Source organism: Erwinia sp. Leaf53, assembly GCF_001422605.1.
GTDB lineage: Bacteria > Pseudomonadota > Gammaproteobacteria > Enterobacterales > Enterobacteriaceae > Erwinia.
Genome location: NZ_LMLK01000026.1, coordinates 1 through 26,129 on the forward strand (window position 1 = coordinate 1; position 26,129 = coordinate 26,129).

Below are 26,129 nucleotides of genomic sequence, written 5' to 3' on the forward strand. Positions count from 1 at the left end.
AGAAAAACTCCGTTCCGTATGCCGTCATGAGTCTCATCCTTTGAAAGCAGAGAAAAACTCCGTTCCGTATGCCGTCATGAGTCTCATCCTTTGAAAGCAGCGATCGCTGTGGTGAGACTGTAGCGCGGACATGTCTATTTGGTCAGAGACGGACATCTGAATTTAGCTACTACACTATCAGTGCGCATAATGTATATTATGTTAAATTGAATATCAACCTGGCGATACCCATTCAGGCTCAGCCCTGACCTGCCTTTCCCCAGCCAGATCGTCGTTATTATGCTGTAGTGCTCTGTTATTATGCTGTAGTGCTCTTATGAAACCTGACCTGCCTAAACGGCCAGGCGATGAACATCAGATATTCCGGCGCCGTGCCGGCTTCTGTCAGTCATCAGCACCAGCGCCTACCTTCCGGATTCAACGTCTGGCGTTTGCGGTGGTTCAACTCTCCTCACTCAACGCCTTACTCATCCGGTAGTTCACAAAGGTTTCTCCTCTCACTTCCACCTGCTGCTGTTCCAGCACCTGATAACCGCGGCCAAGATAAAACGGCTGCGCGGTAATGCTGCCGTGCGTGGTGACCTGTTTAATACCTTGCTGCCTCAGGTCGCTTTCGAGGCGATCGGCCAGCCGCGTTGCCACACCACGGCGCGGAAAATCCGGATGGGTAAACAGCAAATCGAGATACCCGTCTGGCTCAGTACGGCTGAATCCGGCAATTCTCTCACCGATAATCGCCAACAGGATCTGCCCGCTGCTCATCATTCGCTGCCAGCGTTCGCGGTCGCAGGTCGACCAGGCCGCAATCTGGCCAGGAGTGTAATCACCGGCGGCCAGCTGCCTGACCGATGCCTGGTAAAGAGTGATAATCTGCTCCAGGTCCTCTGGCTGGTAAGGCCTGAGTACGATTTTATTGCAATTCATCTGTAACCTCATGATTATATACAATACATTCCTGCCGATCGCGCTACGTGAAATCTGCAAAAACATCAGGGTAATGGATACTGCAGATTTCACACAGCGCAGGCAAAATCCGGCCGCAGAAATTGTCTTAATCCGCTCGCCGGCCTCTACGATAACGCATTCAGCACTATCCCGATCGGGATTAATCACGTTCTTACCCCCACAACCTCATCATGGATCCCTGCCCGACCGCGTAATCCTCAGTCGGTGAGTCAATTAACTCTTATAATCGACTCGTTTTATGAGTAGAATAAGATTTTAATCGACTCATAAAGTGAGGCGAATACCCCTTCTAATTGACTCAGGAGCGCAGCATGTGGATTTGGCAGCAGGAAAACTGGCCGGCGTTTGGCTGGGATCGCCAGCAGCTCGATCCGCTGCTGCGTGACGTACGGTTTCTGCAGGGAAAACTCTACGGCAGCAGCCTGCTGCTGGATACCACAACCAGTACGCTGGATAACGTGCTGGCCAATATCCTTTATTCCAGTGATATCGAGGGCGAAAAGCTTAACGCCCGTTCGGTACGTTCATCGCTGGCGCTGCACCTGGGCGTGGATAACGAGCTGGCCTGGCCGGTGGACCAGAAAACTGAAGGTCTGGTCGCCTCGGCGCTGGACGCCATCGAAAACCTTGACCAGCCGCTGACTCGTGAACGCCTGCTGCACTGGCACGCCCTGCTCTTTCCGGATGGCGCGGCACTGTTTCATCCGATCGCCGGCGGGCAGTTTCGCAGCGGCCCGGTGCAGGTCGTTTCCGGCCGGCTGGATAAACCGCTGGTTCACTTTGAAGGCCCGGCGAGTGAAGCGGTTGACGGTGAGGTCGACGCTTTCCTCCGCTGGTTTAACACCAGCGGCGACGATCGGCAGATCGATCCGCTGCTGCGCGCCGGCATCGCCCACCTGTGGTTCTTAACCCTGCATCCGTTTGAAGACGGCAACGGCCGCATCGGGCGCCTGATAATGGACCTTGCGCTGGCGCAGGCCGAACGTAATACGGTACGACTCTACGCCATGTCGCGGACCATCAATACCCACCGACGTGACTATTATCAGGTGCTGGAACAGACGCAGCGTGGCGAACTGGAGATCACCGGCTGGCTCAGCTGGTTTATCGATATGCTGAAAGCCTCGATCGAAGAGACGCTGACGGTGATTGAGCAAACGGTGTTTAAAACCCGCTACTGGCAGCGCTTCGGGCGGTCGGCGTTAGGCGGTGAACAGGTTAAGGTACTGAACCGCCTGCTCGACGGAGACTTTAGCGACGGGATTAACAACAGCCAGTATAAAGCGGTGGCCAGAGTCAGCCGCGCCACCGCCACCCGTCATCTGGCCCAGCTGGTTGAGCTGGGCTACCTGGTCGTTAACCCCGGTGGCGGCCGCAGCACCCGTTACAGCCTTCCAGCGCTAAAACAGTAAAGCATGCAGCACCGAACGTAGCGCAATACCGATCAGCGCGCCGGGCAGCGCAAAGCGGAACAGACGCACAAAGCGGCTGGCGATGCCGAGGTAAATACCAATACCGGGCAGATCCAGCGTCTGCACCATAAAGCCGGCCGAGGCGTTGATCTGCTGCGGGGTTAACAGGCCGCGCTGCAGCAGGTCGGATGCCACGCCAAAATACGCGGTGCCGCCGGCCAGGCACTTGGTCAGCGCCGGTAACACGTAGACGTCGGAAATACTTACCGCGGCCAGCAGCGGCGAAATCAGACGGGTAAGCAGATCGATAGCGCCCGCCTCTTTCAGAATGCCGACGATGGTCAGCGACAGGATCAGCATCGGCACCGAACCGAGCGACAGACGAATGGCGTCCGAGCCTGCACCGTTAATAATGGCGATCGCCCCGCTGGATGACTTGTCCTCAACCGGCATGGTCTCCGGCAGCAACGATCTAACCGATAAGCGCCGGCCAGACAGATACCAGGTCACCGCCGACGCGGCCAGCCCGCCGGCCACTGAGATCCCAATCGCCGCGCCCCACTGCAGCCCGAACGGGATCAGCGGATAGAACACGTTACCCTGCCCCATGGCAAACAGCATCGCCAGGGTAGCGGCCAGATGGCGATCGGAGGTACCGCGTTTTTCCATAATCGCCAGCGCCGCCAGCGGTGCGGCAAAGCTGACGAAGTTAAGCTGGATCAGCGCGAAAATGCCCAGTCCGGTAATGCCAAAAGGTTTTAACAGCGGGCTGAGCAGCGCCACGATGCGATCGAGTATCCCGCGTGCTTCCAGATACTTCATAATAATCAGCATCACTACCATAACCGGGATCAGCGTGTAGAGCGCCACGTCAACCGAAGCCTTGCCCGCCGCCATGATGATCCCAATGATATCCATTCCCTGCTCCGTAAGGTTGAGTAAAGTTTGGCTTAGCTTATCGCATTTTTTGCCTCTGCCAATGCTTAAGGCTGGTTGGCAGAGAAATAATTTGCTGAGTAATCATTTGCATAAAGCAGTATTAACGGCAGAATGTAAGCAAGAGTGTGGAATCGTTTCTGACTAATCACCACGCTGGCGCTTAACAACGTTGGTGAACATGGGTGAACGAGAAAAGACGTTTAAGGAGAGCAACAATGCAGGGTAATGAGATCCATCAGGCGGCGATCGCCACGGCAGAGCTGTTGGCCGCCTCGGCGTGCAGCTATCCGTTCGGGCCGGAACATCAGGTGTTTAAAGTCGCCGATAAAATTTTTCTGTTGCTGACCGAACGTCACGGCGAGAAGATCGTTACCCTGAAGTGTCGCGAGCAGGACGGTGAGCTGCACCGGGCTATTTATGACAGCATCAGACCGGGCTATCATATGAATAAGCGCCACTGGATTACGGTGTGGCCGGGGGAAAAGATTAGCGCAGCGTTAATTAGCCAGTTGGTTGAAGAGTCGTATCGTTTAGTATTAGAGGGTGTACCGAAATACCGGCGGCCGAAATTTTAAGCGGAATTTGTGGCGGCAGTTACCGGAGATAACCACCGCCAGGCAAGCGAGACTCAGCGGCTCACTTCGTGTCCGACCAGGCCACCGATGGCCGCGCCGCCCAGAGTACCCCAGGTGCTGCCGCCGGTAAGAACCGCGCCACCCACGGCACCGACACCCGCGCCAATGGCGGTGTTACGTCCGCGGTGGGACATACCGCACGCGGTGATCGAGAAGGTGACCAACAGGACGACGGCAATAGTACAGCTGCGTTTTAAGAGCATCAAAGACCTCATTACCATTAATGATAATGGAATGTAGTAGAGTTAAGTGTGTTATTTGTACTGACCCGATCCGTTTTAGCCTGCTATTCCCTTTGCAGTCAATTTACTCTCTGCTAGTTTATTACGATAGGTAAAAATTCTTATTTTTTAATGAGTAAAAAAGCATCTTCCAGGATGGTTTTAATAACTAAATGAACGGGAAACTGAATGTCCTCACTACGCCTGCTGTTGTCGCTGTCGCACGATCCCTGGTTTAACCTTGCCGTTGAAGAGTGCATCTTCCGCCAGATGCCGCCGACCCAGCGGGTGCTGTTTCTGTGGCAGAACGCCGAAACGGTGGTGATCGGCCGCGCGCAGAACGCGTGGAAAGAGTGCAATACACGGCGAATGGCGGAAGATAATGTGCGTCTGGCGCGGCGCAGCAGCGGCGGCGGCGCGGTGTTTCACGATCTCGGCAACTGCTGCTTTACCTTTATGGCCGGCAAACCCGGATACGATAAAAGCGTTTCTACCGGTATTATCCTGCAGGCGCTCGCTTCGCTGGGCGTGCAGGCGGAGGCGTCCGGCCGTAATGACCTGGTGGTCAACACCGCAGACGGCGTGCGGAAAGTTTCCGGGTCGGCCTATAAAGAGGCGGCGGATCGCGGTTTCCACCACGGCACGCTGCTGATCGATGCCGATCTGTCGCGGCTGGCCAACTACCTCAACCCGGACCAGAAAAAGCTGCAGGCCAAGGGTATTACCTCGGTGCGGGCCAGGGTGGCCAATCTGCGGGAGCTGGTGCCGGGGATCGACTTTGCTCAAATCTGTGAGGCGACACAGGAAGCCTTTTTCAGCCACTTTAACGAACGCTGCGAGCCGGAACTGATTTCGCCGGATGCCCTGCCCGACCTGCCCGGTTTCGAAGCGCTGTTTGCCCGTCAGAGCAGCTGGGAGTGGAACTTTGGTCAGGCGCCGGAGTTCAGCCATCAGCTGGACGAGCGCTTTAGCTGGGGCGGCGTGGAGATCCATTTCGACGTTGAGCGTGGGACGATCGCGCGCTGCCAGATTTTTACCGACAGCCTGAATCCCGCCCCTCTGGAGCAGCTGGCGCTGGCGTTACCGGGCGTAACCTATCGACCGGCGGACGTAGCCGCCTGCCTGGCGTCGGTACAGGCCGACTATCCACAGCAGCAGGCTGAACTGGCACAGCTGCGCGAATGGCTGCTGATTAGCATTAGTTAGCAGCGGCCCTGCCGCTTTCAGGGGCCGGGCATCCGTTACCTGCCGGTCCGGATTGCGCTGGCCGACGCGCAGCTGCCCTGCGGGTCGGCGATAGGATATGACCCCAGCTGTCAGCCGTTCTGCCTGACCACGATCGCCGCCAGCTGCTGATGGAACAGCCGGGTGGCCATCGACAGATTGCGCTGGCGCGGCAGACACAGGTCAACCTTTACCCGCCCCATCACCGGGTCGGCCAGCGATACCGCAATCAGCTGGTCGTGGTCGGTACTATCGTTAACGTTCAGCTGCGGCTGGATAATCAGCGCCAGGCCGAGCACCGCCAGCCGCTTCTGCACGTCCAGCGAGCTGGCAACGTAGCGGATATCAAAGGTCAGCCCTTCGCGGCGGGCGGCCGACTCCATCAGCTGGCGTACGGCAAAGTTCTCTGACGGAATGCACAGCGGGTACTGCGCCACCTCCTTCAGCGTCAGGCTACTTTTCACCGCCAGCGGATGCTGATGCGACATCACCACCTTGTGCTGCAGTTCACAGCTGTGGGTGATCTGCAGGTCGGCGCTGACCGGCAGATAAAAGGTCAGCGCCACGTCAGCCCGCCCCGCCAGCAGTTCTGCGGCGATATGGGGTGCGCTGCCGGTTTCAATCTCAAACGTCACCCTGGGATGCAACGCGCTGAATCCGGCAATCGCCGGCGCGATAAACGAAGACATCAGGCTTTCGGCGGCGCACAGCCGCACGCTGCCGGAGACAATGCTGTTCGAGGCGGCAATCTTATCCTTAACGCTGTCCAGCTCGGTCAGCGTGGCGTGGATCGCCTGCGCCAGAAACTCCCCTTCGCGCGTCAGCTTAATGCCGCGCGGGCTGCGTTCAACCAGAGCGGCACCGTAATAGTGTTCGAGGATCTCAATCTGGCGGCTCACCGCCGTGGCGGTGACAAACAGTTTCTCCGCCGCCTCGCGCAGCGACGCGGATTTGGCGACCTGACTGAAATATCGCAGTGCCCTGAGCTGCATAATTGCTCCTGCCATGCAAAGTTATAAGATGAAAATTATCATCACCGTTTTTTATTGATGATGCAAATACCCTCAGAGACAGGAATGAATATATCGCTGCCCGCTTATGGCGCATCGCGATCGCTATTTGTGCAGCGTTGAATTTAAGCGTCCGATCACATTTTTCGTTCTGAAAGAAACAGGTTAGCAATCATCATATTAACCGGAAAACCCCTTTCAGCGGATCGATAAGCAAACCATGACAGAGCGCACATTTTTAGTGCGTTATCATCATTTTTATTTTTGAAAACAGATCGCTGTGACGGCATAGCCGGACTCTAATCCAGCAATTTCAATGCATTACTGTAGTTCATCTTCACGGACGTTTTTATCACTACCTCCTGAGTGCTCACATTTTGTTGACACTACTCCAGCGCAATTGTGCTGGTCGGGGCACGCGGCCTTTGTTATATCTGACCTTCGCAGCCTGCTGCGGCAATTAATTCAGGCAGTCATCATCATCACGACGGGCATTAACCCTGACCAGCAATAATAACATTCTGCTCAATTCAACAGGAGCTTCTGCTATGTCGCATGAAACAACCGCGCCCCGGCGCGCAAGCCGTAAAGAAGTGGTTGCCGTGGTGTTGGGGGCAGCGGTCGAGTTTTTTGATTTCAGCGCCTACGCCACCTTCGCTATTATGATCGGCAACGTCTTCTTCCCGTCGGAAACGCCGTTTATGAGCCTGCTGCTCTCCGTTTCCGTGTTCGGCATCGGCTTTATTGTGCGGCCGCTGGGGGCGATCTTTATCGGCAGCTACGCCGACCGCGCCGGGCGCAAACCGGCGATGCTGCTGACCATGGCGCTGATGACCATCGGCACCGGCGGGCTGGTGTTCCTGCCCGGCTATGAAACCATCGGTATCGCCGCGCCGATCCTGCTGGTGCTGATCCGCATGATGCAGGGGCTGGCCTGGGGCGGCGAAGCCGGACCGGCCACCACCTTTATTATGGAAGCGGCACCGGAAGGCAAACGGGCATTCTACGCCAGCTGGCAGATTGTCGCCCAGGGAGTTGCCGGCATCAGCGCCGGGCTGATCGGCTACTCGCTGACCGTCTGGCTGACGCCGGAGCAGCTCGCCAGCTGGGGCTGGCGCCTGCCCTTCGCCTTTGGCCTGCTGATCCTGCCGATTGCCATCTACCTGCGCCGCCACCTGCATGAAAGTTTTACCCCGGCAGAACAGAGCAGCAAAACCACCACCCGCGGGCTGCTGTCACAGGTGATGAAAAATCACCGCAGCCTGGTATTGCTGGGGATCTTTATGCTCTCCGGCAGCACCATCACCCAGTACTTCCTGAACTATATGACCACCTATGCGCTGAGCGAGCTGCACTTTGACTCCGGTACGGCAATGATCTCCACCATGATGATCGGCGGCTGCGTGGTGGTTTTCTCGCTGGTCGGCGGCTGGATGGCGGATCGCTTTGGCCGCAAAGTGACCATTATCGCGCCGCGCCTGCTGCTGTTGATACTGCTGCTGCCGGCGCTGGACCTGATTAACAGCACGCGCAGTGAACCGGTGTTCTTTGCGGTGATCGCCGTGCTGGCGGCACTGCAGTGCATCAGCGGCTCCGGCGTTCTGGTCGTGCTGTGCGAGAACTTCCCGAAAGCGATCCGCTCCACCGGTTTTTCCATCGCCTATGCCTTCGGCATCACCCTGTTCGGTGGTACCGCGCAGATCGTCTTCTCCTGGCTGATCAAAAGCACCGGCGACCCGGTGTCGCCCGGCTGGTATCTGATTGCCGCCAATATTCTGTGCCTGATCTCGGTGGCGCTGATTAAGACCCGCACCTCGTCGCGGCCGCCGGTCATCACGCATCGCCCTCTGTTAAACCCTGAGGATCTCTGACTATGAGCACTGTAATGAGCTGGGAGGCATGGGCCTCCGCGGATGCCGTCGCGCTGGCGGCAAAGGTTAAATCGGGTGAGGTAACGGCGGCGGAACTCGCCCATCAGGCCGCCGACGCCGTTGCCCGCGTCAATCCGACGACTGGCGCGGTGGTTGAACTGTTTGACGACGCCATCCACGCGCCGGCCACCGACGGTACGCGGCTGGATGGCCCGTTTGCTGGCGTACCCTTCCTGATGAAAGACCTCGGCCCGGGCGTTAAAGGCCGCCTGCAGGAGCAGGGATCGAAATTTCTGCGCGGCAATCGCCCGGCGGCGGATGCATTCCTGACGCAGCAGATCCGCCACGCCGGGCTGAACATTATCGGCCGCAGCGCCACGCCGGAGTTTGGCGTCTGCGGCTCGGCGGAAAACCCTGACATCTACGTCACCCGCAATCCGTGGAATCCGGAATACACCACCTTTGGTTCTTCGGCCGGGGCTTCGGCCTCGGTGGCCGCCGGGGTGCTGCCGCTGGCGCACGCCACCGACGGCGGCGGTTCGATCCGTATTCCCGCCGGATCGCACGGGCTGATCGGCCTGAAAAGCTCGCGCGGCGTGTTCTCCATCGCCCCGGCGCTCTCCGATATCAGCGGCTACGTCTCCACCCAGGGCTGCGTCAGCCGCTCGGTGCGGGACAGCGCCCTGTTTGTCGACAGCTGCCGCGGCGGTGCGCCGGGGGAGTTTATGCCCTACTGGCAGAGCGCGGAGCCGTGCAGCGAGCTGATCAAACGCGACCCGCCGCCGCTGCGCATCGCTATCTCCCATGAGTGGGGGGATTACCGCGCCGACCCGCACTTTGTTCGCGAACTGGAGCGCGCCGCCGGGCTGCTGGCCGAGCTGGGGCATCAGGTAGAGTGGCAGGTGCCGGATATCGACTTTGAGGCGGCGTTTGCCGCGCAGACCAGCTGCTATATCGGCAACTTTGCGCAGTTTATCGCCCGCCTGCTGGAGAAAAAGGGGCTGGATGCGCCGCCGGAAGATCTTGTCGAGCCGATCAATATTAAGATCTGGCAGAAAGGCATTGATATGAGCTACAGCGAACGCTGGAAAATGCAGGACGTGTTTAACACTACCGCACGGCGGCTGGGCAACTTTTATCAGCAGTGGGATATTATCCTCACCCCGACCTTTGCCAAACCGACGCCGCTGCTGGGCGATAAACGCTATCTGACCACCAGCGACAACCCGGACGTGCTGGACTGGTTCTACGGCCTGTGGGATATCTTCGCCTATACGCCGCTGGCCAGCGTCACCGGCACCCCCGGCATCTCCCTGCCGCTCGGCCACCAGCAGTCCGGCATTCCACTGGGCATTCACGCGCAGACCCGCCAGGGCAACGACGCGCAGCTGCTCCAGCTGGCCGCCCAGCTGGAGCGTGCGCTGGGGGGAAGATTTGGTGTTGGCCACCAGCCAATGGTGCACGTGACAGGGTAAAAACAGAAAGCCGCGATAAATCATCAGATTATCGCGGCTTAAACGGATTCAAAACAGTTACTTCCTGTACCCCAGTTCCCGAATCTCCTGCGCTGCCTTGGCATCAATACTCAGCTCCGCCGTGGGCCGTAGCAGCAGGCGCGGCAGGCCGATTGGGTCGCCGGACTCCAGGCAGTAGCCGTATTCGCCGTTACGCAGACGCAGCAACGCCGCATCTATTTTCGGCAGCAGACGACTTTGGCGATCGATCTGCCGGAACAGCAGCCGCAGTTCCTCCTCTCTTAACGCTTTATCCGCTTCGTCACCGTGATTATCGCCGCCCTGCAGCCCCTGCTTCAGCTCGGCAATATGCAGCAGCAGGGCCTGTTTCTCCTGCTCCAGCCGCTGACGGAAAAATGCCTGCTGTTGCGTATTCATATAGTGCTCTGGTTTCATCGCCAGGATTTTCTGTTCTTCGGTCTGTTTCTTTGCTGGCATCTTTGCCCTCTGCTGCTTATGAACGGTCATCACGCCGTCTTAGTAGATAGTTGATGCGGTAGTAGTCATGATTCTTTACGTGCTCTGCACACTCTCCGGTCAAAGCCGTAGCCGCGTGATTCGCTCACGCAAAGGGTTTTGACTGTTCAGCGGCTATGTATGACCAATACGTCGATGGACGCGGGGCCTTTCCCTGAAGCTGAGTGGTGGCGGTCAAACCTGCAGCCGCGCCACGCTCGTCGGCCAGGGATCGCTAAACTCCCCGCCCGCCTGCCACCAGGCGATCTCCCGTTCGGTCAGAAAACAGCGTTTAAGCGCCGCGACAAACGGATCGAGCTGGTCGCGCAGGCCAATCACCGTCAGGCTGCAGCGCCGGTCGCCAAAGCGCCCCGGCATCGCGTCCAGCTGCTGTTGCAGCATCGCCCGCTCCCCGGCATTGAGTCGGTTATCCTCGTGGCGCAACACCCCCGCCTTCCAGTAGCTGATAAACTCCAGCCCGATGCTGCCCGCCGTCTGGTTCCACAGCAACGCCAGATCGTCGCGCCCCGGCAGCCAGAAGAAGCCTTTACTGCGATGGATACCCATGCCGGTAAACTGCTGCCAGGTATCCCACAGCCGCTGCGGGTGGAACGGTCTGTCATCCTCAATCACCCGTGACTCAATATCATAGGGCGCGCGCTGCGGCGTCATGCGGTCCACCTGCGGCGCCAGCTCCTCAATCAGCCGTCCCACGCGATGAAAGTCATAGTCCGGCGCGTTGAGCACCCTCTCTATCGGCAGATTCCCCCACGGCAGGGCCATCACCGCCACGCCCGGATTAATCGGATGTACCGCCTGGGCGATACTGACCACCTGCTCTGCCGTCAGCCGGTCGGTTTTCGTCAGCAACAGCTGGCTGCAGAACAGCAGCTGCTCGGCCAGCAGGTTCTCCACGCCGCGTTGCCCGGCAGCCAGATGACGCTGCCAGCGTGGCAGCAGGTCCGCGCCGCCGTGATAGTCGCCGTTAAGCATCACCGCATCCATCAGCGTCAGAAATCCCGTTAACCGGACTAAGGGATGGTCGCGCAGCGCTCTCACCAGCGGCAGCGGATGGCTGCTCCCCGAGGTTTCCAGCAGGATATGTGCGGGGCGATTGCCGGAAACCAGCCGTTGCAGCGCCAGCTCAAGCTTCTGAACACCGGTAACGCTGCTGATACTGTCGGCTGAGAGCGTAATAAAGCGGTTTTCGTGGCCGGCGATACCGGTACTGGCAATCAGCACGCCGTCCACGTCCAGTTCGCTCATGTCGTTAACGATCACGCTAACCGGCAGCGACCGTTGCCCGGCCTGCTGCAGCAGGCTTTTCAGCAGGGTGGTTTTACCGGCGCCAAGAAAGCCGTTAAGGATGGTCAGGGGAAGTCGCGGTTGCATGCTGAGATCTCACTGTCACGGCGCTTGACTCGGGATACGCCTGAATGCAGAATAATTGTTATGTTATAACATATCTAAATTCAGGTGTTAACCCCGTGAAATCCAGAAAACTGCTGTTGCCGATGCTCTCCGCCCTCTCCCTTGCCGTCTCTCTTTCCGTCTCTGCCGCGTATCCGCTAACCGTGCATAACTGCGATCGCGATGAAACCTTTCAGGCCGCCCCACAGCGGGTGGTAACCATCGGTCAGCATGAAACCGAACTGCTACTGGCGCTGGGTCTGGAGAAGAAAATTGCCGGGACTTCGGTGTGGTTTGGTCCGCTGCCGGATGGGGTACGGGCAGCCGGAAAGGATCTTAAGCGACTGGCCGATAATGCCCCCGGCTTTGAGGCGGTAGTGGCACAGAAGCCGGATCTGGTATTAGCGCAGTACAGCTGGCATCTCGGCCCCCAGGGGGAAGTCGCCAGCCGCGAACGCTTTGAGCAGCTGGGGATCAACACCTGGCTCTCCCCCGCTGACTGCATCGGCAAAGCGGTGACGGCGGAATCAAACGGTGACGGTGCCCGCAGCGCGCCATTCTCGCTGGATGCGATCTACCAGGAAATCAGCCAGCTGGCGCAGATTTTTGACGTTGAGCCGCGTGGGCTGGCGCTGACCGAACAGCTGGCCGGGCGCATTACCCGCGTACAGCAGCAGCTGAAGGCGTCGCAGGTGCGGCCGCTGAAGGTGCTTTACTGGTTCTCCAGCACCCGGCTGAACGGCGATCCCTGGGTGGCCGGGCGCGATGGCGCGCCGGGCTGGATCAGCCGCACGCTGGGCCTGCAAAACGTGATTGCGTCAAATCAGGAGTGGCCGGCGGTCAGCTGGGAACAGATCGCCCGCCTGCAGCCGGACGTCATTGTGCTGGCCAGTATGGATCGCCGCCTCTACCCGGCAGACGATATCACGCAGAAAATGGCGTTTCTGCACAGCGATCCGGTGACCAGAGAGCTACCGGCGGTAAAAAATAACCAGTTGATCGTGGTACCGGCGATGTCGCTCAATCCGTCGCTGCGTAACGTCGACGCCGTTGAGCTGATCGGTCAGCAGATTGCCCGTTCTGCGGCGCAGCCATGAACCCGCTGCTGAAAACGTCCCTGCTGCTGACTGCGGGAACGCTGAGCACGGGTGCTCTCACCCTGCTGGCCGCCGCCAGCGGCGAGCTGCCGGTCTCCTTCAGCCATACCCTGCAGGCGGTGAGTAACGGGCTGGGTGTGAGCCAGTATCCGCTGCCGGCTATCGAACAGGGCGTGGTCTGGCAGTACCGGATGAGTCGGGCGGTGATGGCGGCGTTTAGCGGTGGCGGGCTGGCGATCTGTGGCGTGGTATTGCAGGCTCTGCTGCGTAACCCACTGGCCGAACCTTATCTGCTGGGTATATCCGCCGGTGCCTCCACCGGCGCGGTGCTGGTGATGCTACTGGGTTTCGGCGGCAGCCTGCTGTCGGTGAGCGGCGGCGCGTTTCTCGGCGCGCTGGCGGCGTTTGCGGTGATTATGCTGCTGGCGCGCGGGCTGCGCGACGGCCCGGCGCGCATTATCCTCAGCGGTATTGCGGCAACGCAGCTGTTTAACGCCCTTACCGCCTGCGTGGTCAGCACCTCGGCCAACGCCGAGCAGTCGCGCGGCGTGATGTTCTGGCTGCTGGGCAGCCTGAGCGGCGTGCGCTGGCCGGACGTGCTACTGAGCATGGCAGTTACCGGTCCGGCGCTGCTGCTGTTTCTGTCGTTTGCCCGCACGCTGGACACGTTCAGCTTTGGTGAGGAGGTGGCCAGCACGCTGGGTACCGCCGTCACACCGGTACGTATTCTGCTGTTACTGACCGCCGCGCTGCTGACCGCGGTGCTGGTGAGCATTATCGGCGCGGTAGGATTTATCGGGCTGGTGATCCCGCATCTGACCCGCTTCTTTATCGGACCGCCGCATCTGCGGCTGCTGCCGGCTGCCTTCCTCGCCGGGGCACACTTTATGATTATCGCCGACCTGCTGTCGCGCAGCCTGATTGCCCATCAGGTACTGCCGATCGGCGTGGTTACCGCGCTGGTCGGTGCACCGGTGTTTGCCGCGATCCTCTGGCGGCAACGGGGGGCAGCCTGATGCAGCTTAGCGCACGGCAGCTGACCCTGACCCGCCAGGCGCAGACGATTTTACAACGGATTGATTTTGACGCCGCCAGCGGGCAGACCGTTGGCCTGCTGGGGCCGAACGGCAGCGGGAAATCGACGCTGCTCAAGTGCCTTGCGGGGCTGCATCCCGATCCGCAGCGCACGGTGCTGCTTGACCGGCAGCCCTTACGCCTGCTCTCGGCCCGCCAGCGAGCGCAGCGGCTGGCGCTGGTCAGCCAGCACGCCGAGGCAGAAGATGCGCTGAGCGTGGAGGAGATCGTGCGTCTTGGCCGCAGCCCGCACCGGGGAGCCTTTAGCCCGTGGCAGAGAGAGGACGCACAGGCGGTCGCCGCCGCGCTGGAGATGACCCACCTGCAGCCGCTGCGCCAGCGCCGCTGGCAGCAGCTCTCCGGCGGCGAAAAACAGCGCTGTCAGATTGCCCGTGCGCTGGCGCAGCAGCCGCAGGTGCTGCTGCTGGATGAGCCGACCAACCATCTGGATATTCAGCACCAGCTGGCGCTGATGCAGCTGATCGCCAGCCTGCCGGTAACCGTGGTGGTGGCGCTGCACGATCTCAACCTCGCCGCGCGCTACTGCCAGCATCTGGTGGTGCTGAAGCAGGGTGAGGTCGCCGCCGCCGGCACGCCGCAGCAGGTGCTGACGCCGCAGCGTATCGCCGCCATCTGGCAGGTGGATGCCAGCGTCGAGCAGCGCCATCCGGGGGTGATGCGCATCGATTTCCACTGCCCGCTCTGTGCAGCTGGTGTTACGGCGGGTTAACCAGCCAACAATTCAGCGCTGATTTGCCGCTATTTAACTTAACCCTGAAGCCACTGTAATCCGGCCAGTTTTATTATTTAGCTGGCCGCCGCTGCGGTTGTTGCTTATACTTTTTTCACCGATTCACTCAGATAAATATATTAAGGAGGATGGCTATGCTCACACGTGAATGGTTTCTTTATTCACCTGTCATCAGCGATCGTCGCTGCTCAGACCTCTCTGCTATGGTGCTGCGATAACGGGTCTGAGAGAAGCCCACTAATCTGAGTTCTTCCCTCCGGCTTACCGGTTATCGTCAGCGACTATGACGAGGGCATTGTTACGCCCAAAAAACTGGACCAGTCATTATGAGTACACTTCTTTCTGCCCAGGCGCTGAGCCTCGATCTGGCCGGCGGCCCGCTGCTGTCTGACCTGAACTTCACCCTCAATACCGGCGACCGTATCGGCCTGATCGGCGATAACGGCTGCGGTAAAAGTACCCTGTTAAACCTGCTCAGCGGCAGGCTGGCCCCCGGCCGTGGCAGCCTCACCCGTGCCGCCCGCTGCGTGGTGGCGCAGGTGGAACAGTTTCTGCCGCCGGAACTGGCGCGACTGCCTCTGCGGGAGGTGCTATTAAACGGCCTGCCCGGCAACGCCGAACCGCCGCAGCGCTGGCAGGCTGAGCTACTGCTGGAGCAGACCGGTTTCGCTCCCCCGCTCTGGCAGCAAACCGCCGCCGAACTGAGCGGCGGCCAGCAGACCCGCCTGCTGCTGGCCCGCGCGCTGATCCGCCAGCCGGACCTGCTGCTGCTGGATGAGCCGGGCAACCACCTCGACCTGCCGACGCTGCTGTGGCTGGAGCAGTTTTTACAGCAGTGGCGCGGCAGCCTGGTGATGGTCTCCCACGACCGCCAGCTGCTGGACGCCGTCACCAACGTGAGCTGGATCGTGCGTGACCGTCAGATAGTCAGCATTGCGCTGCCCTGCACGGCGGCACGCACCGCGCTGGCGGAGCAGGATGATGCCGACCGCCACCGGCGTCAGGCGCAGCAAAACGAGATCGACCGGGTGGCGAAAAGCGCCCGCCGGCTGGCATTGTGGGGGCGCGACTATGACAACGAAGGGCTGGCGCGCAAGGCGAAACAAATGGAGAAGCAGGTGGCGCGCCTGCAGGAGCAGCAGACCGGGGTCAGCGCCGGTTCGCGCTGGCAGCTGCGTCTGGCCGGTGAGGCGCTGGCGGCGGACCGGCTGCTGGCGCTGGAGGGGCTGACGGTGCGCGCGGCGGCCGCGGCACCTGTGCTGTATCAGCTGCGCCACCTGCAGGTGAAAAGCAGCGACCGTATCGCGCTGGCCGGGCAGAACGGCAGCGGTAAGTCCTCGCTGCTGCAGCAGCTGTGGCAGGCGTATCAGCAGCGCCCGGCGCAGGTACCGGGCATCACCTTCCACCCGCGCGTGCGCATCGGTTACTACAATCAGCACCAGCAAACGCTGCGCGACGGGCACAGCCTGATCGAGGCGCTGGCCGGGTTCGCCCCGCTCAGCGAGGAGCAGCGACGCCGCGCGTTAATTAGCGCCGGCTTTGGCTGGCAGCGGCATCAGCAGTCGGTGAGCACGCTGAGCGGCGGTGAACGCGCGCGGCTGCTGTTGGTCGGGCTGTCGCTGGCCCGCTACTCGCTGTTACTGCTGGATGAACCGACCAACCACCTCGACCTGGCGGGTAAAGAGGAGCTGGCGGTGGTGCTGCGGGACTATCCGGGGGCGGTGATTATGGTGTCACACGACCGCACGCTGATGACGCAAAGCTGCAACCGCTACTGGCTGATTGACGGCGGGGAACTGACCGAGTGGCACGATCTGGCGGCGGTGAACGATCGGCTGCGCGGCGAGGCTGCGGCGGTGTCGTCTGGTTCGGCCACATCAGCCACCTCGGGTTCCGCACTCTGCTTATCCCCGACGGCAGCAGGTGAGGCGCATATGAAGGCTGACAGCGTTCTGTCCGGAAGCCTCGCATCCGGCAAGGCAGCGTTATCGGAGGCGGGCCCGGACGGCGACGATCCTGGCGTTGCGCTGCAACGTGAAAGCGAAGCCAGAATGCAGGGCCTGACATCCCTCTTTGAAGCGAACGGCGACGTGCAGCAGGTTGAGGAGCAGTGGCTGGAAGAGCTGGTGACGCTGGAAAGCCGGCTGATGGCGGACCAGCAGCGCAAGCCTCACCATCAGAAGCCCGCCCTGCAACAGCAGTGGCAGCAACGCATAAGCCAGCTGAACGGGCTGCTGGGGATCGGCGAGTAACAGCGGCCCGTTGCGCCGCCGTTCCTGACAACAGCAGACGCCATAACAATAAAAAAGGCCGCTGAAAGGCGGCCGATATTCCTATCGCGATCGTGTCCATCAAATCGCGGACTAACCAGGAGGTTAGGATCCGCACTCAGGGCTCACCCAGCTCCTTAACCTCAAGGTAGCGCTTCTCGCCTTCGCCGCGCGCGTAGCCGTTTATGCGCACCAGATCGTCGGCGGAGAACTCTTTGCCGCGAAACGATGACGGGCTGATGGTCAGGTTGAGCGTGCCGGTTTTATCGCGGAACGCGTAGCGGTCGCCGCCGTGGTGCTGGATCAGAAAGCCTTCCAGCGTCATCCACTGCCCCTCTTTAGCCTCTTGCACGTCCTTCACGCTGCTCTCTTTGGTGTCTTCGGTGCCCTTATAGCCGCTGTCCAGCTTGTGCGGCGGCGGGGGCGCTTCGCCAGAGCGGAACCCGCCACCCTCTTCGGCAAGGGCTCCGCCGCTCAGCAACAGCAGTGTGGCAAGGGTCAAAACTTTTTTCATGCTGACCTCCTGGTCGCGAACGTTCTGAATAATGTGACTGAGGCTGCGGCGACAGTATCGCCGCCGCAGCAGGAGATTACAGGTTGACCAGGGCTGCGACGTTTAATACACCGCCGCAGGCGAAGATGACCGGGTGCCTAAGACTGCGGCGGCAGTGTTGCCGCCACAGCCAGAGATTACAGGGTGCCGGTACCGCCGTCCGAGCACCACACCTGGCCGGAGGTGTAGCTGTTTTCTGCCGCGGCCAGCGTGACGTACAGCGGCGCGATCTCGGCGGGCTGGCCTGGGCGGCCGAGCGGCGCGGAGGCACCAAACTCCTCGACTTTGCTCTGCGGCTGACCGCCACACACCTGCAGCGCCGTCCAGTATGGTCCCGGTGCTACCGCGTTGACGCGTATGCCCTGCGGGCCAAGCTGTTTGGCCAGTGATTTGGTAAAGGCGACGATCGCGGCCTTGGTCTGCGCGTAGTCGAGCAGGATTTCACTCGGCTTAAACGCCTGCACCGAGCTGGTGTTAATCACCGAAGCCCCGGCGGGCAGGTGCGGCACCGCCGCTTTGGTGATCCAGAACATCGCATAGACGTTGGTTTTGAAGGTAGCGTCAAAATCCTCGGTGCTCAGGTCAAGAATTGATTCACGGAACTGCTGACGTCCGGCGTTGTTGACCAGCAGATCCAGGCCACCCAGCTGCTCAACGGCCTGACTGACCAGCCGCTGGCAGAAGGCCTCGTCGGTAATATCACCGGGGATCGCCACCGCCTTGCGTCCGGCCTGGCGGATTAGCTCCACCACCTCGCGTGCGTCCTGCTCCTCGTCCGGCAGGTAGTTAATCGCCACGTCCGCCCCTTCACGGGCGAAGGCAATCGCCACCGCGCGGCCGATACCGGAATCACCGCCGGTGATCAGCGCCCGGCGACCGCTCAGCCGGCCGCTGCCCTGATAAGAGGTTTCACCGTGGTCCGGGCGCGGCTGCATTTCGCTGGCGAGACCGGGGAACGGCTGTTTCTGCTGTGCAAACGGCGGCACGGGATAAGTGCTGGCATTAGTGGCGTTAAGTGAGTTGAAAGTACCGGTTTTCTGGCTCATGGGAACTCCTTTGTCGCGACGAATGAAGGGTAAAGCTTAGAACAGGCTGCCGCTGGCGGAAGGTCTGAGCGGCAAAATAATCACCGTGCTGCCCTGTAAACCCTGCTGTTTTAAGTGGGTGGTTTTAGATTAAGGTAATGATAAATAATACTTTAAGGAAATTAGCGAGGCTGATTCTCCGCTCTCAACCTCCACTCATCATCGCCAGAGGCGCAGGTAACAAACTGTGTCTGAGACCCCGCCGGTGACACAAATGGCGAGAAATATTGATTGTGATCCTCCTCGCACTTCAACACGATCGATATGAAATCATAAAAGTAATCGATTACATTTGCCCTGTGATAATAATGTAATCGATTACTTTAGAAGGGGTCCGATAATGGTTTCTTCCGCTACACACACGAATACAGCCGGGCAACATCGCCTGCTGGTCCCGCGCCTGGCGCTGATGATGTTTTTGCAGTTCTTTATCTGGGGCACCTGGTCGGTGACGCTGGGCCTGGTGATGAGCCAGCACAACCTCAGCAGGCTGATTGGTGACGCCTTCTCCGCCGGGCCGATCGCCTCAATCCTGTCGCCGTTTGTGCTGGGTATGGTGGTTGACCGCTTCTTCCCGTCGCAGAAGGTGATGGCGCTGCTGCACCTGGCCGGTGCCGTATTCTTATGGCTGGTACCACAGGCGTTAGTCGCTGAAAACGGCCCGCTGTTGATCGGCCTGCTGTTTGGCTACACCCTGTGCTACATGCCGACGCTGGCGCTGACCAATAACATCGCCTTCCACAGCCTGAGTAACAGTGAAAAAAGTTTCCCGCTGGTGCGGGTGTTTGGCACCATCGGCTGGATCGTCGCCGGCGTGTGCATCGGCGTCAGCGGCATTGCCGCCAGTACCGCCATCTTCCAGCTGGCGGCGGTATGTTCGGTGCTGCTGGCGGCCTACAGCATGACGCTGCCGCACACCCCTGCCCCGGCCAAAGGCCAGCCGTTCGCCCTGCGCGACCTGCTGTGCGCCGACGCCTTCGCGCTGCTGAAGAAAAGCCACTTCCTGATTTTTGCCATCTGCGCCACGCTGATCTCGGTGCCGCTGGGCACCTACTACGCCTTTACCGCTTCGTTCCTGTCCGATGCTGGCATTGCGGACGTCAGCAGCGCGATGTCGTTCGGCCAGATGTCCGAAATCTTCTTTATGCTGATTATCCCGCTGCTGTTCCGCCGGCTCGGCGTGAAGTACATGCTGCTGATCGGCATGGTGGCGTGGTTTGTGCGCTACGTGCTGTTCGCCTACGGCGTCAGCGAAGAGACGCGCTGGCTGCTCTACGCCGGCATCCTGCTGCACGGCGTCTGCTACGACTTCTTCTTCGTGATCGGTTTTATCTACACCGACCGCGTCGCCGGCAGCCAGGTGAAAGGCCAGGCGCAGAGCCTGATTGTCATGTTCACCTACGGCATCGGCATGCTGCTCGGCTCACAGATCTCCGGCGCGTTGTACAACCGCCTGTTTACCCCCGGCGTGGCGCACCAGCCCGCCGACTGGACGACGTTCTGGCTGATCCCGGCGGTGGCCGCGCTGGTTATCGCGGTGATCTTCCTGTTCTCGTTCCGCTACAAAGAAGAACGCTAATTTTTACCCTCAGGAGAGTGCAATGAACACATTAAAAGGGCCGGGTCTGTTCCTGTCGCAGTTTATCGGTCAGGAAGCGCCGTTTAATACGCTGGATAACCTCGCCGCATGGGCGGCGAGCCTCGGTTATAAAGCGCTGCAGATCCCCTGTAACCATCCGCACATTTTTGACGTGCAGCAGGCCGCGGCCAGCCAGGCCTACTGCGACGACATTCAGCAGCGGCTGGCGCGCCACGGGCTGGTCATCAGCGAACTATCCACCCACCTGGAGGGGCAGCTGATCGCCGTGCATCCGGCCTATGATGACGCCTTTAACGACTTTGCCCCGCCGGCGGTACGCGGCGACCGCCACGCCCGCCAGCAGTGGGCCACTGAGGTGCTGATGCAGGCGGCGCAGGCCTCGGCGCGGCTGGGGCTGACCGCGCATGCCACCTTCTCCGGCGCGCTGGCCTGGCCTTACTTCTACCCGTGGCCGCCGCGCAAAGAGGCGCTGATCGACACCGCCTTCGCTGAACTTGCGGCGCGCTGGCGTCCGATCCTTGATGAGTTTGACCGCCACGGCGTCAACCTCTGCTACGAGCTGCACCCGTCGGAGGACCTGCACGACGGGGTCAGCTTCGACCGCTTCCTCGCGGCGGTGGACCACCACCCACGCTGCCATATCCTGTTCGACCCCAGCCATATGCTGCTGCAGCAGATGGACTACCTGGCGTTTATCGACCTCTACCACGAACGTATCAAAGCGTTTCACGTCAAGGATGCCGAATTTATCCGCTCCGGGCGCTGCGGCGTGTACGGTGGCTATCAGCCGTGGCGGGAACGTGCCGGACGCTTCCGTTCACCGGGTGACGGCCAGGTCGACTTCAAGGGCATCTTCAGCCGGCTGGCGCAGTACGGCTATAACGGCTGGGCGGTGCTGGAGTGGGAGTGCTGCCTGAAGGACGCGGCGACCGGCGCGGCCGAAGGCGCAGGGTTTATCGCCGGGCAGATGATTCCGCTGGCGGATCGGGCGTTTGACGACTTCGCCGTCACCGGCAGCGAACTGCCGGCCATTCGCCGCATGCTTGGCCTGGAGGCGCAGCCATGACCATTAAAGCAGCCATTATCGGTTCCGGGTTTATCGGCCCGGCCCATCTCGAAGCCATTCGCCGCCTCGGCTTTGTCGAGGTGGTGGCGCTGTGCGACAGCTCGCAGGCCGCCGCGGAGGAGAAAGCCCGCCGCTACCATATTCCCCATGCCTACGGCGACGTCGCCGAACTGCTGCAACATCCGGGGCTGCAGGTGGTGCATAACTGCACGCCAAACCATCTGCACGCGGCGATCAACCGGCAGATCCTGCAGGCCGGTAAACACGTGTTCTCGGAAAAACCGCTATGCATGACCGCCGCCGAAGCGCGGGAGCTGGTGGCGCTGGCCGAAGAGGCCGGCGTGGTGCACGGCGTCAGCTTTGTCTACCGCCAGTTTGCAATGGTGCAGCAGGCGGCCAGCATGATCCGCCAGCAGCAGGCCGGGCGGATCTTTGCCGTGCACGGCAGCTACCTGCAGGACTGGATGCTGCACGATACCGATTTCAACTGGCGCATCGACCCGCAGCAGGGCGGCGTCTCGCGCACCGTGGCCGATATCGGCTCCCACTGGTGCGACACGCTGCAGTTTGTCACCGGACGCAAAATCGTCGGGGTGCTGGCGGATTTCGCCATCGTTCACCCGTTCCGTAAGGCCAGCCGCGGCGCGCAGAGCACCTTTACCAGCGGCGAGGCGGTGACCGAGTACGACGAGGTGGCGGTACAGACCGAAGATTTCGCCTCGGTGCTGCTGCGCTTCGACGACGGCAGCAAGGGCAGCATGACCGTGTCGCAGGTCAGCGCCGGGCGTAAAAACCGGCTGGCGTTTGAGGTTAACGCCAGCGAACTGTCGCTGGGCTGGGACCAGGAGGTGCCGCAGAAACTGTGGATCGGCCGCCGCGACGGGCCTGACCAGCTGCTGAGCGACGATCCGTCGCTGCTTAATGCGGATATCGCCGCCGCCGCCCACTTCCCCGGCGGGCATATTGAGGGCTGGCCGGACGCGTTTAAAAATATGCTGCTCAACTTCTACAGCACCATCCGCGACGGCGATAGCGCGGCGGCGGGCAACTTTGCCAGCTTCCACGACGGAGCCAACGTGATGTGTATCATCGAGGCGATGGTGCAGAGCCATCAACAGCAGCGCTGGGTGAAGGTGGCGGACTGACAACCTGCCACCCTGCTGCGCTCGTTTCCCCGCCCCGGCGGGGAAAGTCTGCCAGGCTCCGGCCGGTGAGCCGCTAAAAACGTTGCAGACTCCCCCGGCAGCAGGCTGAAGCGGCTCTGCATCACGGGGGATCGTTACGGGCAGGCCAGCCCGGTGCCCTGCCATCCTGAATACAGCGGCATCAGGAACTGTGTTACCCTGTTTTTAACTCATCAGCAGGGACAGTTATCGGGATGTCGATTCAAAAAATTGCACGCCTGGCGGGCGTCTCCGTCGCCACCGTTTCCCGCGTGCTCAACAATCTCGGTACGGTAAAGCCGCAGAATCGTGAACGCGTGCTTAACGCCATCAAAGAGAGCAACTACCAGCCCAACCTGCTGGCGCGCCAGCTGCGTACCGCGCGCAGCAATATGCTGCTGGTGATGGTCTCCAATATTGCTAACCCGTTCTGCGCCGATGTGGTCAAAGGCATTGAGGCCGAGGCGGAAAAAAACGGCTACCGCATTCTGCTGTGCAACTCCGGCTCCGATCTCGCCCGTTCCCAGTCCAGCCTGCAGCTGCTCTCCGGCAAGATGGTCGACGGGGTGATCACCATGGACGCCCTCGCCGCCCTGCCCGGACTGCAAAACCTGATCGGCGATGCCCCCTGGGTGCAGTGCGCCGAATACGACGAGGCGTCGCGCGTTTCCACCGTCGGCATCGACGATCGCCAGGCCTCACGCTTTGTGGCAGAGCAATTCCTTGCCGGCGGCCGGCGGCAGCTGGCGATGATCAATCACGATCTGACCTACAAATATGCCCAGCAGCGTGAACAGGGTTTCCGCGACGTGCTGGCAGAGCAGCAGCAGGCGGTGCCTGAGGTAGCCTACGCCAGCGAACTGACTTACCAGGCGGGGAAAGCGGCGATGGCACAGCTGTTGCAGCACGGCCAGCGCCCGGATGCGGTCTTTGCCGTTTCCGATACGCTGGCCGCCGGGGCGATCGCTACCCTGCGCGAGGCGGGCATTCGCGTGCCCGAAGAGACGGCGGTGATCGGCTTTGACGGCACCGAGCTGGGCCACCTCACCTCGCCGCCGCTCTCAACCATTGAACAACCCTCGCAGGAGATTGGCCGCCAGGCGGTGCTGCTGCTGCTGAACAACATCAACGACCCGGACAGCCAGGCCCAGCACACTACGCTGGCCTGGCGCTACCTGGCGCGGGGATCGGCCTGACGGGTCAGCAGGTCAGCGTGACACCGTCACGAAAGAGAGGATAGTGTTTTGATAAGAAAGTGGCGACTCTGGGCCTGTTGGCTGGTTGGTTTAGCTTTTGTGCTGGCGGCTCTGCTCTTTATCCGCCTTGCCGATTTCGAACCGGACGGCAACGCTTAGCACTTCTTCACGCGGCGAATCAGCAGATGCATTCGCGATAAAACTTCCGTTGAATGCATCCTCAAGCTTTGCAGCGGACTGAACACGCAACGTTCAGCACACGAACCCTGCCTGCTGACTTATTTCTCCAGCGTCTTCAGCTGGCTGACCAGGTAACTGTTGGCCTGCACGATAATCGCCTGAGGATCCTTAGGCAGGTCGTGCTCGACGATAAACCAGCGGGTGTTGGCCTTTACCGCCGCCGGTAGCACCTCATTCCACGCCAGCAGCCCGCTGCCCGCCGGGGCAAAATTCATCTCGTCATCGCGAATGCCGATGCCGGCGTTATCCTTGGCGTGGATCGCCACCACTCTCCCGGCATATTTGTTCAGCAGCCGCACCGGATCCTGCCCGCCGCGTGACACCCAGGCGGCATCCATCTCCAGCTGCAGGTTAGCGGGCTGGCTGTTGTCCAGCAGGATCTCCAGCGCCGTTTTGCCGTCATACTTTTTCATCTCAAAGTCGTGATTATGGTAGGCCAGCGTCATCCCCTGCTGACGCAGCTGACCGCCCAGCGCGTCCAGTTCGTGTGCCAGTTTTTTCCAGCCTTCGGCCGAAGTCGGCCGCTCTTCCGGTTTCAGCCACGGCATCACCAGCAGCGAGTTGCCTACCGCCTGGTTAAACGCCACCACCTCGCGGCTGTTGCTGCGCAGCTCCGCCAGCTGGACGTGATCGGCAATGGCCTTTAACTGATATTTCTTCAGCAGCGCCTGCATCTGCCCGGCACTGACGCCGTGGTTGCCGACCAGCTCCACCGCGCTAAAGCCGCTCCGCTGCGCCAGAGCAAACTGCTGCTCCAGCGTGCCGACGTTGCGCAGCGTGTACATCTGCAGCGCCAGGTGCTCTCTGGCGGCGGTCTCACTGGCGACGGCCGGTGCCAGGCTGGTGAAGGATAACAGCGAGAACAACACGCCGCCGGTGATGAGGTTTACGCGAGCCATGGGAAATCCTTATTGTAGGGTAAGATGCCTAAAGTAATCGATTACTTTTCTGATTTGATAAATGTAATCGATTACTTATGCTACTGGCAGCAGAGGTTTGCTGGCAAGCACGCCATCGTGCGGCTTAGAGTTAATGCTGTAATTTATGAAGCCGATCACAGAAGCGCCCGCTGGCTCCTCTGCCTGTTCTGGCCGTAGTCAATAAGAAGCGCTACCGGTGGTTCCGCATGCCTTATCACGGATTAATCGCGGCGATCCTTTCAAACTCTTTGTGAAGATAGTCCACTGTACGCGGCAGTTCCTGGGTATAAAATGCCTCTGGAACGTCATAATCAGCGGGTGACTCCGCCAGCTCTGACAGCAACTGCGCCACAATGATATAAAGCGGGATATTGTGTTCGACCTGGAATCTGCGGTAGCCCCGCTTCCAGATCATCGAACAGTAATAATCGACATACTTTCGGCTTTCTCTGAAAGGCAGGTTTTCTATCTTGTTCAGCAGGAAGTTGTAGACAGGCAGCGCCAGAACTTTTATACGAGCTACTTCTGTCAGTCTGTCCTTACCCATCGGAACCGTGGCATTTGAAAGACGCGATCGGATACAGGCAATAGGGTTAAGGACGCGCACCAGCTCGTTGCTCATTTCGTCCCCATGCTGTTCTGGCATGACAAGATAGGGTTCTGTATTCAGCAGCAGTTTTTCTCCGACGAAATCCCCCGGCTCAAAACCATTCGGCCTGTCGATAATATCGACCACATTAGGTTCATTTACCCTCTCATTGAGGAAAACCCCCTGTTCGTCCTCTTTAACTTTACCGGTGTCTTTATCAATAAGGTTCAGCACGGCGATCGAAGGCGGGTTAAAAATTTCCTGCACGCGGGCATCGACATTGAAAATCCGGGCGATCGGCTCCACCCCTTCCCTTCGGGAAACGTAGTCAACATCTATCGACGTGATATACGTCATCTCAGGCTGAACCGGATAGGCATCCATATAAGTGGCATACCAGTACATGACAGCCTGACCGCCAACGGTGATCACAGGCGACGGGAGCTGGTGAGCGTTTTTAATCAGATAGCGGTTGAGTTTAACCATCTGATCTTCCGGAGGTATCGATGTTTTAGTCATAAAAAAGCCCATCGGTTAAGATGGGCTCATTGTAACATTGTCATACCAGCCGGGATAATGCGTGATGGCTTACATTGAGAAGAAAGTGACCTTCCGGGCGTTTTTCGCAGGCACAATACCAGCGGGACGTTTTTGCATCACGCTGCCAGGTTGCTGACCATTACGGACAGCTTCGACACGCTGCTGATACTCACGTTGATGACTGATTTTTGCATCTTTAGCTGACATGGTATTTACCGATTAACCGTGTGGGCGTTTGCCTCGAATTTCAAATATACGCAATTTCATAACGCCTTGCAAACCGTATTCGGATGTAAAAACCGTTCCAGAATAGCAACCAGCTGCGAC

The 26,129-nt window shown here is 59.9% G+C and carries 24 protein-coding genes; 13 read left to right on the plus strand and 11 right to left on the minus strand.

Annotated features, from left to right (window positions below; all coding sequences use genetic code 11):
* Window positions 1-441: 441 nt before the first annotated feature.
* On the minus strand, window positions 442-924 hold the full coding sequence (locus ASF13_RS20880; RefSeq protein WP_056241229.1) for a GNAT family N-acetyltransferase: 483 nt from the start codon (window positions 922-924) through the stop codon (window positions 442-444).
* Between the two features lie 353 nt (window positions 925-1,277).
* Here ASF13_RS20880 and ASF13_RS20885 point away from each other — a divergent pair, with 353 nt between their 5' ends.
* A complete protein-coding gene (locus ASF13_RS20885; protein ID WP_056241232.1) occupies window positions 1,278-2,378 on the plus strand; it encodes a Fic family protein in 1,101 nt (366 codons plus the stop codon).
* Here ASF13_RS20885 and ASF13_RS20890 read toward each other — a convergent pair.
* Window positions 2,367-3,296 carry a nucleoside recognition domain-containing protein gene (locus ASF13_RS20890; RefSeq protein WP_056241235.1) on the minus strand — a complete coding sequence of 310 codons (930 nt, stop codon included), beginning with the start codon at window positions 3,294-3,296 and terminating at the stop codon, window positions 2,367-2,369. The genes ASF13_RS20885 and ASF13_RS20890 overlap by 12 nt on opposite strands.
* 236 nt (window positions 3,297-3,532) lie before the next feature.
* Here ASF13_RS20890 and ASF13_RS20895 point away from each other — a divergent pair, with 236 nt between their 5' ends.
* Window positions 3,533-3,892, plus strand: coding sequence for an MmcQ/YjbR family DNA-binding protein (locus tag ASF13_RS20895; protein ID WP_056241239.1), 360 nt, complete (start codon window positions 3,533-3,535; stop codon window positions 3,890-3,892).
* Window positions 3,893-3,945: 53 nt separating this feature from the next.
* Here the strand turns inward: ASF13_RS20895 and ASF13_RS20900 are convergent, their stop codons facing one another.
* Entirely contained in the window at window positions 3,946-4,155 is a 210-nt protein-coding gene (locus ASF13_RS20900) for an osmotically-inducible lipoprotein OsmB (RefSeq protein ID WP_056241241.1), read from the minus strand.
* A 207-nt stretch (window positions 4,156-4,362) separates the two neighbouring features.
* On the opposite strand from ASF13_RS20900, the gene ASF13_RS20905 reads away from it, so the two are divergent.
* Complete coding sequence (locus ASF13_RS20905) at window positions 4,363-5,379, plus strand: lipoate--protein ligase A (protein ID WP_056241244.1); 1,017 nt, start codon at window positions 4,363-4,365, stop codon at window positions 5,377-5,379.
* Window positions 5,380-5,489: 110 nt separating this feature from the next.
* Here the strand turns inward: ASF13_RS20905 and ASF13_RS20910 are convergent, their stop codons facing one another.
* Window positions 5,490-6,389, minus strand: coding sequence for a LysR family transcriptional regulator (locus ASF13_RS20910; RefSeq protein ID WP_056241245.1), 900 nt, complete (start codon window positions 6,387-6,389; stop codon window positions 5,490-5,492).
* A gap of 566 nt (window positions 6,390-6,955) precedes the next feature.
* On the opposite strand from ASF13_RS20910, the gene ASF13_RS20915 reads away from it, so the two are divergent.
* A complete protein-coding gene (locus ASF13_RS20915; RefSeq protein WP_056241247.1) occupies window positions 6,956-8,278 on the plus strand; it encodes an MFS transporter in 1,323 nt (440 codons plus the stop codon).
* Between the two features lie 2 nt (window positions 8,279-8,280).
* The gene (locus tag ASF13_RS20920) at window positions 8,281-9,753 is read left to right on the plus strand and encodes an amidase (RefSeq protein ID WP_056241249.1); all 1,473 of its coding nucleotides are present in this window, start codon (window positions 8,281-8,283) and stop codon (window positions 9,751-9,753) included.
* Between the two features lie 57 nt (window positions 9,754-9,810).
* Here ASF13_RS20920 and ASF13_RS20925 read toward each other — a convergent pair whose 3' ends face one another.
* Window positions 9,811-10,230 (minus strand): TraR/DksA C4-type zinc finger protein, encoded by a 420-nt coding sequence (locus tag ASF13_RS20925; protein WP_056241251.1) that lies wholly within the window; start codon window positions 10,228-10,230, stop codon window positions 9,811-9,813.
* A 213-nt stretch (window positions 10,231-10,443) separates the two neighbouring features.
* Entirely contained in the window at window positions 10,444-11,640 is a 1,197-nt protein-coding gene (locus ASF13_RS20930) for a GTP-binding protein (protein ID WP_056241253.1), read from the minus strand.
* A gap of 122 nt (window positions 11,641-11,762) precedes the next feature.
* On the opposite strand from ASF13_RS20930, the gene ASF13_RS20935 reads away from it, so the two are divergent.
* The 4 genes from ASF13_RS20935 to ASF13_RS20950 all read left to right on the plus strand — a co-directional run bounded on the left by ASF13_RS20935 (window position 11,763) and on the right by ASF13_RS20950 (window position 16,832).
* The gene (locus ASF13_RS20935; protein ID WP_056241762.1) at window positions 11,763-12,755 is read left to right on the plus strand and encodes an ABC transporter substrate-binding protein; all 993 of its coding nucleotides are present in this window, start codon (window positions 11,763-11,765) and stop codon (window positions 12,753-12,755) included.
* Window positions 12,752-13,771, plus strand: coding sequence for an iron ABC transporter permease (locus ASF13_RS20940; RefSeq protein WP_056241256.1), 1,020 nt, complete (start codon window positions 12,752-12,754; stop codon window positions 13,769-13,771). The genes ASF13_RS20935 and ASF13_RS20940 overlap by 4 nt, the downstream gene beginning before the upstream one ends.
* A complete protein-coding gene (locus ASF13_RS20945) occupies window positions 13,771-14,559 on the plus strand; it encodes an ABC transporter ATP-binding protein (protein WP_056241258.1) in 789 nt (262 codons plus the stop codon). Before ASF13_RS20940 ends, ASF13_RS20945 begins: the two co-directional genes overlap by 1 nt.
* Before the next feature lie 347 nt (window positions 14,560-14,906).
* A complete protein-coding gene (locus ASF13_RS20950; protein ID WP_056241261.1) occupies window positions 14,907-16,832 on the plus strand; it encodes an ABC-F family ATP-binding cassette domain-containing protein in 1,926 nt (641 codons plus the stop codon).
* Window positions 16,833-16,968: 136 nt separating this feature from the next.
* Here ASF13_RS20950 and ASF13_RS20955 read toward each other — a convergent pair whose 3' ends face one another.
* A complete protein-coding gene (locus ASF13_RS20955; protein ID WP_056241263.1) occupies window positions 16,969-17,364 on the minus strand; it encodes a YgiW/YdeI family stress tolerance OB fold protein in 396 nt (131 codons plus the stop codon).
* A 176-nt stretch (window positions 17,365-17,540) separates the two neighbouring features.
* Entirely contained in the window at window positions 17,541-18,449 is a 909-nt protein-coding gene (locus ASF13_RS20960) for an SDR family oxidoreductase (RefSeq protein WP_056241267.1), read from the minus strand.
* Window positions 18,450-18,828: 379 nt separating this feature from the next.
* On the opposite strand from ASF13_RS20960, the gene ASF13_RS20965 reads away from it, so the two are divergent.
* The 4 genes from ASF13_RS20965 to ASF13_RS20980 all read left to right on the plus strand — a co-directional run bounded on the left by ASF13_RS20965 (window position 18,829) and on the right by ASF13_RS20980 (window position 23,513).
* Complete coding sequence (locus ASF13_RS20965) at window positions 18,829-20,067, plus strand: MFS transporter (RefSeq protein ID WP_056241270.1); 1,239 nt, start codon at window positions 18,829-18,831, stop codon at window positions 20,065-20,067.
* 22 nt (window positions 20,068-20,089) lie between these two features.
* Complete coding sequence (locus ASF13_RS20970) at window positions 20,090-21,154, plus strand: sugar phosphate isomerase/epimerase (protein ID WP_056241273.1); 1,065 nt, start codon at window positions 20,090-20,092, stop codon at window positions 21,152-21,154.
* Window positions 21,151-22,299, plus strand: a complete 1,149-nt coding sequence (locus ASF13_RS20975; protein ID WP_056241274.1) for a Gfo/Idh/MocA family protein — start codon at window positions 21,151-21,153, stop codon at window positions 22,297-22,299. The genes ASF13_RS20970 and ASF13_RS20975 overlap by 4 nt, the downstream gene beginning before the upstream one ends.
* Window positions 22,300-22,532: 233 nt before the next feature.
* The gene (locus tag ASF13_RS20980) at window positions 22,533-23,513 is read left to right on the plus strand and encodes a LacI family DNA-binding transcriptional regulator (RefSeq protein ID WP_056241277.1); all 981 of its coding nucleotides are present in this window, start codon (window positions 22,533-22,535) and stop codon (window positions 23,511-23,513) included.
* A 278-nt stretch (window positions 23,514-23,791) separates the two neighbouring features.
* On the opposite strand, the gene ASF13_RS20985 is transcribed toward ASF13_RS20980, so the two are convergent.
* From ASF13_RS20985 to ASF13_RS24535, 3 genes are all read right to left on the minus strand, one after another.
* On the minus strand, window positions 23,792-24,652 hold the full coding sequence (locus ASF13_RS20985) for a sugar phosphate isomerase/epimerase (RefSeq protein WP_082502401.1): 861 nt from the start codon (window positions 24,650-24,652) through the stop codon (window positions 23,792-23,794).
* Between the two features lie 235 nt (window positions 24,653-24,887).
* Window positions 24,888-25,748, minus strand: a complete 861-nt coding sequence (locus ASF13_RS20990) for a hypothetical protein (protein WP_056241280.1) — start codon at window positions 25,746-25,748, stop codon at window positions 24,888-24,890.
* A gap of 102 nt (window positions 25,749-25,850) precedes the next feature.
* Window positions 25,851-26,009, minus strand: a complete 159-nt coding sequence (locus tag ASF13_RS24535) for a hypothetical protein (protein WP_156365633.1) — start codon at window positions 26,007-26,009, stop codon at window positions 25,851-25,853.
* Window positions 26,010-26,129 lie beyond the last annotated feature (120 nt).